The sequence below is a fragment of the Flavobacterium sp. ALD4 genome, from assembly GCF_002836475.1.
Taxonomy (GTDB): domain Bacteria; phylum Bacteroidota; class Bacteroidia; order Flavobacteriales; family Flavobacteriaceae; genus Flavobacterium.
Genome location: NZ_PJBJ01000024.1, coordinates 16,049 through 31,686 on the forward strand (window position 1 = coordinate 16,049; position 15,638 = coordinate 31,686).

At 35.2% G+C, this 15,638-nt stretch carries 13 protein-coding genes and 1 other RNA gene; 6 read left to right on the top strand and 8 right to left on the bottom strand.

Annotated elements, in window-relative coordinates:
- Positions 1-42: 42 nt before the first annotated feature.
- From ssrS to CXF59_RS04595, 3 genes are all read right to left on the bottom strand, one after another.
- Positions 43-152: non-coding RNA, 6S RNA (gene ssrS, locus CXF59_RS04585), on the bottom strand.
- Between the two features lie 51 nt (positions 153-203).
- Entirely contained in the window at positions 204-497 is a 294-nt protein-coding gene (locus CXF59_RS04590) for a cell division protein ZapA (protein ID WP_101136561.1), read from the bottom strand.
- Positions 498-505: 8 nt separating this feature from the next.
- Positions 506-796 carry a hypothetical protein gene (locus CXF59_RS04595; RefSeq protein WP_101136563.1) on the bottom strand — a complete coding sequence of 97 codons (291 nt, stop codon included), beginning with the start codon at positions 794-796 and terminating at the stop codon, positions 506-508.
- A 179-nt stretch (positions 797-975) separates the two neighbouring features.
- On the opposite strand from CXF59_RS04595, the gene CXF59_RS04600 reads away from it, so the two are divergent.
- The 3 genes from CXF59_RS04600 to CXF59_RS04610 all read left to right on the top strand — a co-directional run bounded on the left by CXF59_RS04600 (position 976) and on the right by CXF59_RS04610 (position 5,998).
- Positions 976-2,673, top strand: coding sequence for a M23 family metallopeptidase (locus CXF59_RS04600; protein ID WP_101136565.1), 1,698 nt, complete (start codon positions 976-978; stop codon positions 2,671-2,673).
- A gap of 15 nt (positions 2,674-2,688) precedes the next feature.
- Entirely contained in the window at positions 2,689-5,157 is a 2,469-nt protein-coding gene (locus tag CXF59_RS04605; RefSeq protein WP_101136567.1) for a TonB-dependent siderophore receptor, read from the top strand.
- 118 nt (positions 5,158-5,275) lie between these two features.
- Positions 5,276-5,998 carry a hypothetical protein gene (locus tag CXF59_RS04610; protein ID WP_101136568.1) on the top strand — a complete coding sequence of 241 codons (723 nt, stop codon included), beginning with the start codon at positions 5,276-5,278 and terminating at the stop codon, positions 5,996-5,998.
- A gap of 15 nt (positions 5,999-6,013) precedes the next feature.
- On the opposite strand, the gene CXF59_RS04615 is transcribed toward CXF59_RS04610, so the two are convergent.
- The 5 genes from CXF59_RS04615 to CXF59_RS04635 form a co-directional block, all read right to left on the bottom strand.
- Positions 6,014-6,715, bottom strand: coding sequence for a hypothetical protein (locus CXF59_RS04615; RefSeq protein ID WP_101136570.1), 702 nt, complete (start codon positions 6,713-6,715; stop codon positions 6,014-6,016).
- 82 nt (positions 6,716-6,797) lie between these two features.
- Positions 6,798-8,627 (bottom strand): ABC transporter ATP-binding protein, encoded by a 1,830-nt coding sequence (locus CXF59_RS04620; RefSeq protein ID WP_101136572.1) that lies wholly within the window; start codon positions 8,625-8,627, stop codon positions 6,798-6,800.
- Positions 8,627-10,354: a phospho-sugar mutase gene (locus CXF59_RS04625; RefSeq protein ID WP_101136574.1), complete on the bottom strand. Its 1,728-nt coding sequence runs from the start codon at positions 10,352-10,354 to the stop codon at positions 8,627-8,629. The genes CXF59_RS04620 and CXF59_RS04625 overlap by 1 nt, the downstream gene beginning before the upstream one ends.
- 119 nt (positions 10,355-10,473) lie before the next feature.
- The gene (locus tag CXF59_RS04630; protein WP_101136576.1) at positions 10,474-11,430 is read right to left on the bottom strand and encodes a glycosyltransferase family 2 protein; all 957 of its coding nucleotides are present in this window, start codon (positions 11,428-11,430) and stop codon (positions 10,474-10,476) included.
- A 3-nt stretch (positions 11,431-11,433) separates the two neighbouring features.
- Positions 11,434-11,976, bottom strand: coding sequence for a DUF4199 domain-containing protein (locus CXF59_RS04635; RefSeq protein ID WP_101136578.1), 543 nt, complete (start codon positions 11,974-11,976; stop codon positions 11,434-11,436).
- A 231-nt stretch (positions 11,977-12,207) separates the two neighbouring features.
- On the opposite strand from CXF59_RS04635, the gene CXF59_RS04640 reads away from it, so the two are divergent.
- The 3 genes from CXF59_RS04640 (at position 12,208) to CXF59_RS04650 (ending at position 15,574) form a co-directional block, all read left to right on the top strand.
- Entirely contained in the window at positions 12,208-12,459 is a 252-nt protein-coding gene (locus CXF59_RS04640; RefSeq protein ID WP_016990893.1) for a type B 50S ribosomal protein L31, read from the top strand.
- 153 nt (positions 12,460-12,612) lie between these two features.
- Positions 12,613-13,788, top strand: a complete 1,176-nt coding sequence (locus tag CXF59_RS04645; protein ID WP_101136580.1) for a GlmU family protein — start codon at positions 12,613-12,615, stop codon at positions 13,786-13,788.
- Between the two features lie 322 nt (positions 13,789-14,110).
- Complete coding sequence (locus CXF59_RS04650) at positions 14,111-15,574, top strand: sodium:alanine symporter family protein (RefSeq protein WP_101136581.1); 1,464 nt, start codon at positions 14,111-14,113, stop codon at positions 15,572-15,574.
- The last annotated feature ends 64 nt before the right edge of the window (positions 15,575-15,638 follow it).

Consider the following 15,638-nt stretch of genomic DNA (forward strand, 5'->3'; position numbering starts at 1 on the left):
TAAAATTTATATATAAAAAAGCCTACATTAAGTTGTCTGAATAAACTCGAAATTGACAAGTTTTGAGCTAACTCACTGTTCAAGTTTCCTCGCCTAGGCGTGGCATGCTTTAGTAGTGATGATTTGCTCATTCTAAATTATTAGTGTTGAGTTTACCAAATGTGAACTAATGTAGGCAGTATCTTAGTTTCTGTAAAGAACGTTTAATTGTCGAGATATTGATCTAAAAGCGCATTGATTTTTTTAATTCTTTCGATGGTTTCTTCACCATTGATAGAGTTGTCAATTTGTTTTTGTTCAGATTGTGAAGCAAACTGTAAAGCGCACATGGCTAAAACATCTTGTTTATCACGAACTGCGTAATTTTCTTCAAATTGCTTCATCATCACATCAATCTTTTTAGAAGCACTTCTAAGTCCTTCTTCCTGAGCAAGTTCTACCGTTAACGGATAGACCCTGTCTGCAATTGATATTTTAATTTTTAGCTTTTCGTCCATATGTTTTACTAATCAGATAGCTGTGCTATACAGTAATCAATTTCACGAATTAATGAATTTATTTTAAGCTTCGTATCTCTTTTATTATCGTCACTGCCTAATAATGAGTTGGCAATCTTAAGTGTCTCATATTGCGATTTTAACGCTTCAATCTCATTTGATTGAGTTTGTATGATGTGTGCAGATTTTGTTAATTCGATTTTTAATTCTTGAGTATTTTGATCTAAACGTTTTATTTTTAGAATTAGTTTTTCAACCTTATTTTCAAGAGTATCAATTATTTCTGCAATTACACTCATTTATTTATCCTATTCATTACTTAATATTACAAATTTAGTATTACTTTTTATTATTACAATATATTATTCGTTTTTTTATTAGAAAATAATCAAAATGTTGTACTGTAATGTGTTACGAAATCTGCTCTTTTATATAAGGAGAATAAATTACTTTTTTTATCTTAGCAAAAATGTATACCATGAGATTTTTTATTTTTTTTCTAATGTTTTCGGTTTCTATTTTGGCTCAAACCGATTATCCAAAGGACTATTTTAGTCCTCCTTTAGACATTCCTATGGTGTTGTCGGGTAATTTTGGGGAATTAAGACCTAATCATTTTCATGCGGGTTTTGATTTTAAGACATTGCAGCGAGAAGGGCTGAATGTACATGCTGTCGCAGATGGCTATGTCTCAAGGATAAAGATATCTACATTTGGGAACGGTAAGGCGATTTATATAACACATCCAAATGGCTATACTTCTGTATATTGTCATTTACAAAAAGGTACTGATGCCATTGAAAGCTATATTGAAAAGACACATTATAAAGAAAAATCATTCGAGATAGAGATGTTTTTAAAACCGAATGAGTTGGTTGTCAAAAAAGGACAAACTATTGCGCTATCCGGTAATACTGGGTCTTCAGAAGGGCCTCATCTGCATTTTGAATTTCGAGACAGTAAAAGCGAGAAAATCATCAATCCTATGCTGTTTGGTTTTGATAAAGACATAAAAGATACTAAAAAACCGTCTGTTTCCGCGGTTTATGTTTATCCGGTTGATAGTAAAACTTCAGTAAACCAATCTAAACGTCCGTTGTTATTAAATTTGTCTTTGCAAAAAGACGGAAGCTATCTGGCAAATAAAGTGGTCGCCAATGGTAAGATAGGATTTGGGATCACCGCTGTTGATTATGATAATGTATCGGGTAATAGAAACGGAATATATAAATTACAGACCTATTTGAATGGAAAGCCTAATTTTGGTTATCAATTGGATATATATTCATTTGACGAAATGCGTTATATAAATGCGTTAATTGATTATCCAAGATATAAAACAACCTCACAAAGGGTGCAAAAATTATTTATGGTTAATCCTTATAATTTGAGTTTTATTAAGACAGATGAAACAAAAGGTATTATTACCGTTGTTCCTAACTTAACCTCTGTTTATCGTATTGAAGTGTCAGATTTTCTTGGGAATATGACAACAGTTTCCATTCCGATTAGCTATGACTTATCGTCAGCCATTATTGATAAAGAGGCGGTAGTGTCTAATTATTTCGTTAAGGTGAATAAAGACAACAGTTTTGCTAAAAATAACATGTCAGTTTTCTTTCCTGCCGGAACCTTTTATGAAGACTTTAATATGAATTTTGATGTTAAAGACAATATACTATATCTTCATGATGAGACGACCCCTGTTCACTCCAGTTTTACAATTACTATAGAGGATAGTAAATATACGGATGCGCAAAAGGAAAAAGTATTCATTGCAGATGTCAGCAAAAGTGGAAGGATGGGATATAACGGCACCTCTAAAAAGGGTAATGTATTTACCGCTAAAGTGAGGTCGTTGGGCAAGTATACTTTGGCAACGGACACAACTGCTCCAACAATTTCTATTGGTAAATCTATTGAAGGCAGATGGTTGAGTTCACAAAAAACAATTCAACTTTCGATTAATGACTATGGTTCTGGATTAAAGAGTTACGACGGGTATTTGAACGGGAATTGGATTTTATTTGAATATGATAATAAGACGAGAAGAATTACCCACAATTTTAGTGACGGTATAGTAGCAGAAGGGGCTAATGATTTAAAGGTGATTGTCACAGATAATGTAGGAAATTCTACTACCTTTGCGACGCAATTTTTTAGAAGTCAAAAATAATAATATACATACATCTTGAGTGTCAACAAAATAATCTTTGTTTTTATTGCCTTATGGATTAGCTTGCCTTCGTTTGCACAATCTGCACGGTTAAAGGGAGTTATTCTCGATAAATATAATCAACCGATAGAGAATGTAAATATTACGGCTGCAGGAAACAGAACGCAATCTAATGAAAACGGATTTTATCTTGTCAGCGTCCCGGTTAATCAAAAGGTGGCCATTGTTTTTACCCATGTTTCTTTAAAAAAAGCAACGGTCTTTCTAACCTTAAAAATAGATGAAGACTACGAGTTTAACTTGGTTATGAATGATCAGGAAGAACAAATGGGCGAAATTATAGTCACCACCAACAACAAGAAGCAAGTTCAAGGAATTACGACCATTGAGCCAGAGGTTATCCGAAAAATTCCCGGAGCCAATGCAGGTATCGAAAATATTTTAAAAACGCTGCCAGGCGTAAATTCCAATAATGAACTCAGTACGCAATATGCTGTTCGAGGCGGGAATTACGATGAGAATTTGGTTTATGTAAATGAAATCGAAATTTACCGTCCTTTTCTGATTCGTTCCGGGCAACAGGAAGGGCTAAGCTTTACCAATACTGACTTGGTTCAAAACGTGGAGTTTTCTGCGGGCGGTTTTCAGGCAAAATTCGGAGATAAGTTATCTTCTGTATTGGATATTACGTATCGGAAACCCACACAATTTGGAGCTACACTTGAAGCGAGTTTTCTTGGCGGAAGCCTGTCAGTAGATGCGGTTTCAAAAAATAAAAAGTGGACGGCCATTACAGGAGTTCGTTATAGAAATAATAGTCTGCTAGTTAATAGTCAGGATACCCAAACTAATTTTACTCCTGCATTTGTCGATGTACAAACAAACGTAATTTATCAGGCTTCGCCAAAATGGCAATGGAGTTTTCTGGGGAACATCTCACAAAATAAATACCAATACCAACCCTTAACGCGAGAAACCAAATTTGGAACCTTAGACAACCCGCTGGCGCTTACTGTTTATTATGAAGGGCTGGAAAAGGATAAGTACGATACTTATTTCGGTGCTTTTAAAACAACATGGAAAGCCACGGATGCTTTTACATTAAAATTCATTGGTTCGGTTTTTCATACTTTAGAACAAGAACATTTTGATATTTTTGCCCAATATCGTTTAGGTGAAGTAGATTCAAATATTGGCTCAGAGACCTATGGCGACGTTGCTTTTACTAGAGGTATCGGTACGCAACTGAATCACGCTCGAAATGATTTGGATGCATTGATCATAAATACTGAAATAAAAGGATTTCATGATTGGAGAAAAAACCAATTGGAATGGGGAGTTAAATATACTCGTGAATCGATTCGTGATAGAGTAGTGGAATGGGAAGTAATTGATTCGGCCGGTTTTTCAATAAATCCTCCGATTATTAATTTGCCCAAAAATGACCAGCCCTATTCGCCTTATGCTGGACCATTAGTTCCGTATCAGAATGTCCGTGCCATTAATTTTAATATGATTAATAGATTTTCTGGTTATGGACAATGGAGTAGAAAAGATAAGATAGGCAGCAGTGAAGTATGGTACAATGCCGGAGTACGAATCCATAATTGGGAAGTTACAGGCGGGGATGTCAACGGATCAGCCCAGACTACCTTTAGCCCCAGAGCGCAATTTGCCATAAAACCGGATTGGGAAAAGGACATGGTATTCAGAGTCTCAGGAGGTTTATACCATCAGCCACCATTCTACAGAGAGCTTAGGGATGCTGACGGAGTGGTTCAGCCTAATGTAAAAGCACAACAATCCGTTCATTTTGTGCTAAGCAACGATTATAGTTTTAAAATGTGGGAACGCCCTTTTAAACTCGTTTCGGAGTTGTATTATAAGAGACTTACGGATGTGAATACCTACACGATTGATAATGTTAGAATACGTTATTCGGCTTCTAATGTGGCCAAAGGCTATGCGCAAGGACTGGATTTGAGGTTGAATGGAGAGTTTGTTCCCGGAACAGAATCTTGGTTTAGTTTTGGCTATCTTAAAACGGAAGAAAATAGCGAAAATAAAGGCTATATCGCCCGGCCGACAGACCAGAGATTAAAATTCGGACTTTTGTTCCAGGATTACATGCCTAATATTCCAAGTGTGAAAATATATTTGAACTTGGTTTACAATACAGGATTGCCCGGAGGTTCGCCTTCTTACGCAGATCCTTATTTGTACCAAAGTAGATTAAATGATTATCGTAGGGTAGATGTCGGGTTTTCAAAAGTTTTGTTGGATAATACTAAAGGGGAGCCAAAGGCAAATTGGTTGGGGAATTTCAAAGAACTTGCCATAGGGTTGGAAATTTTCAATCTTTTTAATAATCAAAACGCAATTACGAATACCTGGGTTCGAGATGTTTATTCTAAAAATGAATATGCGATTCCAAATTATATGACCACGAGGGTTTTTAATGTTAAGTTGAGTGCCAGATTATAGAATAGGACTAGGAATCGCTTTCACTTAAGCATTCGTTTTATTGCATAAATTGGTTATAAATATCAGAACCATTTTTAAAATTCATTACATTTGGATTGATTTTTAATATTACATCATTATGAAAAAATTATATATAGCCTTATTAAGTACTACTGTTTTGCTTTTTGCTAGTTGCAAGAAAGAAGAAGAAAAGCCAAAAGTTATTTATGACGCCACTAATAAAGCAAAAGGAATATCTAAAGTAGATTCTACTCAAGTGTCCATTTCTGATTTACCTATTCAGATGGAAGGAACTGATTATTTGATTCATCCGGTGGGAGATTTGAGAGTATACGAAAGAGGGTCAAAGGCAAGGTATGGTTCTTCCAGCGTAATTGATTTGAGTTTTACGATTTCCAATTATGGAGAAAATGAGATTACCGGTTATTTACAAAATTTAAAATTTCAAAAGACCGATTCTGATTCGATACATGCATTAACTAATAAACCTGTTTTAATACAAACCGCAACCTATTTAAAGTCTGTTTCCGATAGAGCTAAAAAACAGATTATGGTGTACACCATGTTTGATGCGGATACGAATAGAGATGGTAAATTAGACAGCAGTGATATTAAATCGTTGTACTTGAGTGAGATTAGCGGAAAGCGATTTACAAAAGTGTCAGTAGATCTTCAGGAATTGATTGATTGGAATTTGATAGACTCTAAAAGTCGACTTTACTTTAGAACCGTTGAAGACACGAATAAAAATGGACAGTTTGATAAAAACGATGTGGTGCATTACAATTACATTGATCTATCAAATAATGAATGGAAAGTATCTAACTACGAACCAATTTAATAGAATAGTGAAACGCTAAATCAGGATATCACTCTCTAAATCTGATTTTTCAATAGTAAAATTAAAGCCAAGTTGTTTTAACAGCTGGATGACTAAGTTTTTATACCAGTTTTCTGACTTAGGGTGAATGTAGATTTTTTCAATCAGTTGATCGAGATCCACATTGATTTTTAAGCCGTCGTTTAACGTAATGTTACTTTCGGCCACATCAGTTATAATGCGCACTTCACGCTCGTATTGAAAGCTTTTTCTTTTGAATAAAAACGGAAAAAACATATCGTCAAAAGGGATATATTCTTTTTTGTAATCTATATAATTTACTTCACCAATAAACTGTTTGTAATTGTTTTCGGTAGCTAGTGCATTTTGTAATCGACCTATTGTTGATTGTATGGCTAGTCCCTCAGTATTTTGCGTGAATATTTGCCACATGGCGAAGGACTCATATTCATTGATATGCCAACTACTTATTGCTACTTTTTCACGGTGTGTTTTGTAAAACTTTAAAAAATCAGGATTGTCGATAGACAGTTTTCTGATTTCTTCAAAAGTAGGTTCGCTGAAAGTGCCTTCATATTGATCCTCAAATTTATCAGAGCGCGACATGAAAAGTTTTTTGGACATTAACAAATCCAAAAACTTAGACAAATCCAAATACTTCCAAATTATAGTGTCTGGGTCTTCAGGGAGTTTTATATTTTGGTTGTTAAGATACATTCTTTCTGTTTAAAGATTTAAAAATGGAATATTTTAAAGATTTTACTCGATAGATAAATCTTGAATCAAAAATCAACAATTATTATTCGAAAGACTGCAACGTAACTAATTTATTATACATTCCGTTCATTGCAATTAATTCGTCGTGACTCCCTTGCTCTACAATTTTTCCTTTTTTCATCACGATAATAATATCTGCTTTTTGAATAGTGGAAAGGCGATGCGCAATTACGATTGACGTTCTGTTTTGCATCATATTTTCAAGAGCCACTTGCACAAACTTTTCACTCTCCGTATCCAATGCTGATGTAGCCTCATCCAGAATCATAATTGGAGGATTTTTCAAAACAGCACGAGCGATAGAAAGCCTTTGTTTTTGACCGCCAGAAAGTTTATTACCACTGTCTCCAATGTTAGTATGAATACCTTTTGGTAACTCATTTACGAATTCATACGCATTGGCAATTTTTAGAGCTACGATAATTTCATCATCAGTAGCGTCTGGTTTTCCTAATGAAATGTTCGCTTTTATGGTGTCATTAAATAATATGCTGTCTTGTGTAACTAATCCCATTAAACCGCGAAGCGACTGCAGGTTAAGATCTTGGATGTTTATTCCGTCGATGCTGATTGTACCTTCGTTGACATCATAAAAACGGGTCAGTAAATTAGCAATAGTACTTTTTCCGCTTCCTGACTGTCCTACCAGTGCTACGGTTTGTCCCTTTTTAACTTGAAATGAAAAGTCTTTTAAGACATTTTCGTCTTCGTATTTGAAATTGATATTTTTGATTGTGATATCAGACTCAAAAGTATTTTTTATAATGGCATTTTCTCTGGATGTAATTTCATTTTCAACTTCTAGAACTTCAAAAACACGATCCGCAGCTGCTAATCCATTTTTTACGGAATACGAGGCTTTAGAGATGGCTTTTGCCGGGGTAAGAATATTAAAGGCTAATGTCAGATAGACAATAAAAGCAGACCCGTCTAAGGTCTTTTCTACTAGAACCAAATTACCACCATAAAAAAGTAAAACGGCTATGGTTGTTATCCCTAGGAATTCACTTAACGGCGTTGCTAGATTATTTCGACTTCCTATGCTGTTCGTTAAATTTAACAATCGGGTTACTGAATCATGAAATCTACTTTTAAAATTCGGTTCGGCATTATAACTTTTAATTACTTTCAAGCCTCCTAATGTCTCATCGACAATAGAGATTAATTGACCGCTTTCTTTTTGAGCTTCTAATGATTTAGCTCTAAGGTTCTTGGCTAACTTCGAAATGATCCATCCCGAAATTGGCATGAAAATCAAAACGAATAAAGTCAGTTTTGTGCTGATAATAAACATGGTCCCTAGTGCAAAAACAATAGTAAGTGGTTCTTTTATAACTAGTTCTAAAATGGAGAAAAAGGAGTTCTGCACTTCGTTTACATCACCAAGCATACGTGCCATGATATCTCCTTTTCTTTTCTCAGAATAGTAAGATATAGGTAGTTCTATTATTTTATTATACATTGACTTTCTTAAATCTCGTAAGACACCATTCTTGAGATACATAATATGATGAGAAGCCAAATAATTGAACACGTTTTTTAGTAAAAAAGTAGTAATTACCATCAACACAACAAACAATAACGCAACTTGAATACTATTGTCTTTTGTCAGTGTTGAAATTTGATAATACATGTAATCAGTACCAAACTGTTTTATATCTCCTATTCCAGTATATGTTGGTTTATTTAAGACCGCTCTTGTTTTTCCAAAAAGTACTTCAAGTACAGGAAGGAGTGTGAGCATAGAAATAGTGCTAAACAATGCGTATAATACATTGAATACCACATTCCAGATGATATGTGACTTATATGGTTTTGTATAAGGAAGTAATTTTATTAAGCTTTTATCCATTAGGTCAATTGCATTGCGGTAATAATATTTTTAATTTTTTGGTCTAAAACAGCTTCGACTTCCTTGAAGTCTTCAACATCATCTAAAATGGTGTTGACGCTGATGTAGAATTTTATTTTTGGCTCTGTTCCGCTTGGTCTGGCGCAAATTTTAGATCCGTCTTCTGTGTAATAAATCAGTACATTCGATTTCGGAATGTCCATTTTTATGACTGAATCGTCCAATAGATTCTTAGCCACGGAGGATTGATAGTCTTCGACTATTATCACTCTTTGTCCGTTAATATCTTTTAATGGGTTTTCACGCAAGTCAATCATCATTTGATTTATTTCTTGCAATCCTTCCATTCCCTTTTTAGTAATAGAAACTAAATACTCTTTGTAAAATCCATGTTCTACATACAATTGCTGTAATTCTTTGTAAACAGTACTTCCTTTCGCTTTAGCTTGAGCAGCAACTTCACAAATCAATAGGGTAGCGGCAACGGCATCTTTATCTCGCACTGCATCTCCTACCATATATCCGAAACTTTCTTCGCCACCACCAATGAATTCCTGTTCTGGAAAGTCTTTAATCATTTTCGCAATCCACTTAAAGCCGGTCAAACCAACTTTGCATTCTACACCGTAGCTTGTCGCCAGTTCCATCATCATCGGAGTAGAAACAATTGTCGAGCCAACAAATTGGTTGCCATTTATTTTATTTGCGTTCTTCCATTTCTCCAATAAAAAAGCGGTCATTAAAATCATGGTTTGGTTTCCGTTCAACAAAGTCATTTGCCCCTCATTATTTCGAACAGCAATACCTAAACGGTCACAATCAGGATCAGTCCCAATAACGATATCTGCTTTTGTTTTATCAGCTAAAGCTAATGCCATTGTCAAAGCCTCTGGCTCTTCTGGATTTGGAGATTTTACAGTTGGGAAATCACCGTTTGGAACAGCTTGTTCGGGAACAATATGAACATTAGTATATCCTGCTTTAGATAAAGTATCTGGAACTAAGGTTATGGAAGTCCCGTGCAATGAAGTGAAAACAATATTTAAGTTTTCTTTGGCTTCAGCGGGAGTATTGAAGCTTGCGTTTTCAATCGATGATTTAATGAATGCTTGATCCACCTCGGCACCAATATAATGGATTAAATCCTCATTAGCTTCAAACTTAATTTGATTGAAGTTCAGTTTTTCGATAGTATGTATAATGGCTTCATCTTCTGGAGGGACAATCTGGCCGCCATCTTCCCAATAAACTTTGTATCCGTTATATTCAGGAGGATTGTGTGATGCAGTAAGTACAATTCCGCATTGACACCCTAAGTGCTTAACGGCAAATGATAATTCTGGTGTTGGTCTTAATTCTGAAAACAAGTACACCTCTATACCATTCGCAGAGAAAACATCAGCAACCAATTTTGCTAAAGTATCGCTGTTGTGACGACAATCATAAGCGATAGCTGCTTTTAAAGGCTTATTAGGAAAGGCTTTATGTAAATAATCAGAGAGTCCTTGCGTACTCTTTCCAAGGGTATATTTATTGATTCGGTTGTTTCCAACGCCCATCACACCGCGCATTCCACCAGTTCCAAACTCGAGGTCTTTGTAAAAGCTTTCCTCTAGTTCTTTAGGGGAGCCAGCTATTAATTCTTTGACGGCTTGCTGTGTTGCTGCGTCAAATGTTGGGGTTAACCATTCGTTCACTGCATTCAAAATGTTTTGTTGAATTTCCATTTTTATATGTTTTTAGCTTTTAGTTTAAGTTTAGGAGCTAATCCTGCTATCTGTTACAATCTTTTATACTGAACCCCAGCATAAAAGGATTTTCACTACTATCAGGGCTAGGGGGCAAATTATAAATTAACCTCGCTCGAAATTTTATAACGTTCTTCGTTGCTTTTCGTACGTAAAATAATTTCACCAAGGAATCCTGCCAAAAATAATTGGGTACCCAATATCATGGTGGTTAAGGCGATAAAAAACCAAGGATTGTCAGTTACTAAGTTATAGCGCACATTAGTGTACATATGATATAGCTTTGAAACTCCAATGTATCCAGCCAGTAAAAATCCAATGATGAACATTAGCGACCCCATGGCTCCAAATAAATGCATTGGTCTTTTTCCAAATCGGGAAAGAAACCAAATGGTAATTAAATCCAGGAATCCATTGATGAAACGCTCCATTCCAAATTTGGTTTCCCCATATTTGCGAGCCTGGTGTTGCACCACTTTTTCTCCGATTTTTCCGAAACCGGCATTTTTTGCCAAAACAGGAATGTATCGGTGCATTTCACCCGAAACTTCAATGTTTTTTACCACTATATTTTTATAGGCTTTTAACCCGCAATTGAAATCATTTAGTTCCACACCAGATGTTTTTCTGGCTGCCCAATTGAATAATTTTGAAGGTAGGTTTTTAGCAACCACAGAATCGTAGCGCTTCTTTTTCCAACCGGAAACTAAATCAAAGTTTTGGGAGGTAATCATATTGTATAGACCTGGAATTTCTTCAGGACTGTCTTGTAAGTCGGCATCCATTGTAATAATGACATCACCTTTGGCTTTAGCAAATCCAGCGTGTAAAGCCTGAGATTTACCAAAGTTTTTCATGAAGCGTATTCCCTTTACATTTGGGTTTTCCGCTGCAAATTGTTCGATAATCGACCAGGATTTGTCCGTGCTGCCATCATCCAGAAAGATGATCTCATAGGAGTAATTGTTCGACTGCATCACCTTAATAATCCAGATATAAAGTTCTTTAAGTGATTCTTCCTCGTTAAGAAGGGGTATGAGTATCGATAGATTCATTAATTACAAGCTTTGAGGATTTTCGTTTTTTATAATTGCACCAACAATTAGCGAATAAATTAAACCAATAAAGGAATACATTGCAAGTGTAACGGGAAAGACAATGAAAGGATTCATGAATTTTTTGATCATTGTAAGTCCCATTTCCATGTCTTTACTTGTTATGTTCGGGTTTTGTCTGATCATTTCATTTTTGGAAATAGAAATCATCTCATTGATAAACTCAGGAAAAATAAAATTAAAGGCAATATTAAATAGTCCATATACTAGACCTGCTATGAAAGTAATAGAAACCCCTATCTTTAGACTTTCACCAAAGGAAATGAAGCCGTTATTTAGGTTTTTCTTGTAGTTAATGCACCCTAAAGAGATGAATATCAAAGGTAGTATAAGGTAATTGGCAATATTAACAATCACTCCGGCACTTGTTCCTACTAAAGAGCGCATTCCTATTATGTACATAATTACGAATTCCAGAACCATTATAACACCAAACAATACACCATATAGTAGTCCAGATTTACCTGGGGACACACTTTTTTCCATAGAGACTTTATTTATTAATCCACAAATATAGCAATTCCCGATATATTGGGCTACAAAAAAGAGTTTTTACGATTTAATAAAAAAAATGAAAACAAAGATTTGTTTATTGAAAAATAATTGTAAATTTGCACACTCAAAATAATAGTGTAAAACAAAAAGTTATAATGAGTTTACACCTTTTCTGTCAAAAGAGAAGCTTCAAAACAAGTTATAACCAAACAAATAAAAAAGATGAAAAAAGGTACGCACCCAGAAAATTACAGATTAGTTGCATTTAAAGACATGTCGAATGAAGACGTTTTTATCACTAAATCTGCTGCGGAAACAAGAGAAACAATTACAGTTGATGGTGTTGAATACCCAGTTGTGAAATTAGAGATCTCTAGAACGTCTCATCCTTTTTACACAGGAAAAAATAAACTTATCGATACTGCAGGACGTATTGATAAATTCAAAACTAAATACGCTAAACACGCTAAATAATTATAGTTTGTTTTCAAGTACATTAAAGCCTTCCGTTTTGGGGGGCTTTTTTTATTTTTATCTATTTGAAAACGTTGTAACTTTGGGCTTTATTTAAAAACAAATTAATGTTTAGGCAAGTCGCGACCTGAACCTATCACAAATAAATATTATATGAATTACATACTTTTTGACGGACCCGCCCGAAATGCTTTATTGCCTTTTACTTTTACCCGCCCTGTGGCTGATATTCTAATTGGGATTATGACGATTCGTCAAAAATGGGAAATGCATCTTGGTTCTACTACCACAACATTGACTGAGGAGTATCTGTCAGATAAATATCCGATGGTCGAGTTAGAAGAGAATGTGATGATTAATGCTTCTTTTCTTCCCAATGCTGTCTTGGTTGAAATGGTCAGTAATCTTGAGCCAAATCAGGTTATCTTTAAAGGAGAAGAAGTTGTTGCATTTTATACGGATGAAAATCAGGAAGAAGTGGATTTCGATTCCTATGAGATTATTGAGTATCGTGAGGACTGCTTAACCGTTATGAATACTTGGGATATTTTCTCGAAAAATGATGCTGCTATTCGAGAAGATTTCGAATTTTTAACGGCGGATAGAAAATCGAAACCAATTCCCAAAAGTGTCAATGTGCTTGGACACGAAAATATATTTATCGAAGATGGAGCTAAGTTAGAGTTTGTTACTTTAAATGCTTCTTCGGGTCCTATTTATATAGGGAAAGATACTGAAATTATGGAAGGTTCTGTAATTCGTGGACCCTTTGCATTGTGTGAAGGTGCCGTAGTGAAAATGGGAGCTAAAGTGTATGGTGCTACCACTGTAGGGCCTCATTCCAGAATTGGAGGAGAGGTAAACAACTCGGTTATTTCGGCTTATTCGAATAAAGGACATGATGGTTTTTTAGGGAATTCAGTACTAGGGGAGTGGTGTAATATTGGTGCAGATAGTAATAATTCGAACCTAAAAAATAACTATGAGGAAGTGAAGTTGTGGAGTTATGAAACAGAAAGCTTTGCTAAAACCGGATTGCAGTTTTGTGGGTTGATGATGGGGGATCATAGTAAGTGCGGAATCAATACCATGTTCAATACAGGAACTGTAATTGGAGTCAGTGCAAATATTTTTGGGTCTGGATTTCCACGTAATTTTGTACCGAGTTTTTCTTGGGGAGGAGCTGCTGGTTTTACTACTTACATCACTAAAAAAGCATTTGAAACGGCAAGATTAGTAATGGGGCGCAGGAATGTAGATTTTGATGAGAAAGAAGCCACTATTTTAGAACATGTTTTCGAGGAAAGTAAAAAATGGAGGAAAGAATAACAGTTTTTAAGTTTTGATTTAAATTTGATACTAAAAAATAATTAACTGCTTCATTGTACAACATGAAGCAGTTTTTTTTGGGTTTTAGTGGAGGAATAGTGCCGTTTTACTCCATAGTGTAAAATTGCATTAACATAATATTGTGTTTGTTTGTAAGAATTATTATTTTTATTAATCATTGATTATTAGTACATTATGAGATGTTCAGGGTTTTATGTGCTGCATAGTTAGTTTTTTTTGGCTTAATGTTATAGTTTTATAAAAAATAATTACAAAACGAATACTATTCATTTAGTAGAAGGTATTAAATAGAAAAAAATATATGGAAGAGATTATTGGGATATTAAACGATATTGTATGGAGTGATGCATTAATCGTTTTGTGTTTAGGAACAGGACTTTATTTTTCCATAAGAACGCGTTTTTTGCAGGTACGTCATATTAAAGAAATGTTTCGTTTACTGTTTGACGGTAAAAGTTCAGAATCTGGAGTTTCTTCTTTTCAGGCATTATCAATGTCGTTGGCAGGTAGGGTAGGTACGGGAAATATTGCAGGTGTAGCTACAGCTATAGCCTTTGGGGGACCTGGAGCTTTATTCTGGATGTGGATGGTTGCTTTTTTTGGGGCAAGCACTGCCTTTGTAGAAGCTACTTTGGCTCAAATTTATAAAGAGAAACATCTGGGTGAATTCCGTGGGGGACCTGCTTTTTATATTGAGAGAGGATTAGGCGTTAAATGGTTTGCTGTTTTGTTTGCCGTAGTTTCTATTATTTCGGCAGGAGTTTTGTTACCCGGAGTTCAAGCGAACTCTGTTGCAGACGGAATTCAGAATGCCTTTGAAATAGACACTTGGAAATCAGGTATAGTAGTCTCATTAATATTTGGTGCCATCGTATTTGGTGGTGTAAAAAGAATTGCCAAATTTACAGAATTTGTCGTTCCAATAATGGCCATTGTTTACATTTTAATTGTATTGATAATTATAGTAATTGATATCGATCAACTTCCGGGGGTCATCTCTTTAGTTTTTAAAAGCGCTTTTAATATGGAAGCTGGTTTTGGAGCTGTTTTTGGTTTAGCAATTCAATGGGGTGTAAAAAGGGGTATTTATTCTAATGAAGCAGGTCAGGGGACAGCACCGCATATTGCTGCGGCAGCAAATGTTTCTCATCCTACTAAACAAGGCTTAGTGCAATCATTCTCTGTTTATATTGATACTTTATTAGTATGTTCGGCTACTGGATTTATGTTACTGATTACCGGTAAATACAATGTTCAGAATCCAGTGTTAGGACCCGATGGTGCTACGCAGTTTTTATATCAAGGAGCAGAAAATGTTTCTGCGGGTCCTGGATTTACGCAAACCGCGATGGATAGTGTTTTTCCTGGTTTTGGTTCTTACTTCGTTGCTATTGCATTGTTTTTCTTTGCATTCACCACGATGTTAGCCTATTATTATATTGCTGAAACAAATATCTCTTATTTGACAAGGAATTTAAAATCGCCTATTTACAATCATTTGCTTAAAGTATTAATGATGGTAGTGATTATGTACGGTTCGATCAATCAGGCAAAGTTAGCTTGGAATATTGGTGATTTAGGAGTAGGGTTAATGGCTTGGTTTAATATTATTGCCATTCTGCTTTTACAAAAGCCGGCATTACTTGCATTGAAGGATTACGAAAAACAAAGAAAAGCGGGGAAAGATCCTGTTTTTAATCCAGAAGATATTGGGGTGTCAAATGCCCATATTTGGAATACGATAGGTAAACATAAAGAAGAGTAGTTCTTTTATTTCACTACTAACGTTGAAAGCTTCTAGAGACCGGATTTTTATTCTGTTTCTAGAA

What these genes read in the sequence shown, in the direction of transcription:
- CXF59_RS04620 (WP_101136572.1), bottom strand. Translation starts at nt 8,627, where the DNA reads ATGGATAAAAGCTTAATAAAATTACTTCCTTATACAAAACCATATAAG.
- CXF59_RS04645 (WP_101136580.1), top strand. Translation starts at nt 12,613, where the DNA reads ATGAATTACATACTTTTTGACGGACCCGCCCGAAATGCTTTATTGCCT.
- CXF59_RS04600 (WP_101136565.1), top strand. Translation starts at nt 976, where the DNA reads ATGAGATTTTTTATTTTTTTTCTAATGTTTTCGGTTTCTATTTTGGCT.
- CXF59_RS04595 (WP_101136563.1), bottom strand. Translation starts at nt 796, where the DNA reads ATGAGTGTAATTGCAGAAATAATTGATACTCTTGAAAATAAGGTTGAA.
- CXF59_RS04630 (WP_101136576.1), bottom strand. Translation starts at nt 11,430, where the DNA reads ATGAATCTATCGATACTCATACCCCTTCTTAACGAGGAAGAATCACTT.
- CXF59_RS04635 (WP_101136578.1), bottom strand. Translation starts at nt 11,976, where the DNA reads ATGGAAAAAAGTGTGTCCCCAGGTAAATCTGGACTACTATATGGTGTA.
- CXF59_RS04615 (WP_101136570.1), bottom strand. Translation starts at nt 6,715, where the DNA reads ATGTATCTTAACAACCAAAATATAAAACTCCCTGAAGACCCAGACACT.
- CXF59_RS04625 (WP_101136574.1), bottom strand. Translation starts at nt 10,354, where the DNA reads ATGGAAATTCAACAAAACATTTTGAATGCAGTGAACGAATGGTTAACC.
- CXF59_RS04650 (WP_101136581.1), top strand. Translation starts at nt 14,111, where the DNA reads ATGGAAGAGATTATTGGGATATTAAACGATATTGTATGGAGTGATGCA.
- CXF59_RS04590 (WP_101136561.1), bottom strand. Translation starts at nt 497, where the DNA reads ATGGACGAAAAGCTAAAAATTAAAATATCAATTGCAGACAGGGTCTAT.
- CXF59_RS04640 (WP_016990893.1), top strand. Translation starts at nt 12,208, where the DNA reads ATGAAAAAAGGTACGCACCCAGAAAATTACAGATTAGTTGCATTTAAA.
- CXF59_RS04610 (WP_101136568.1), top strand. Translation starts at nt 5,276, where the DNA reads ATGAAAAAATTATATATAGCCTTATTAAGTACTACTGTTTTGCTTTTT.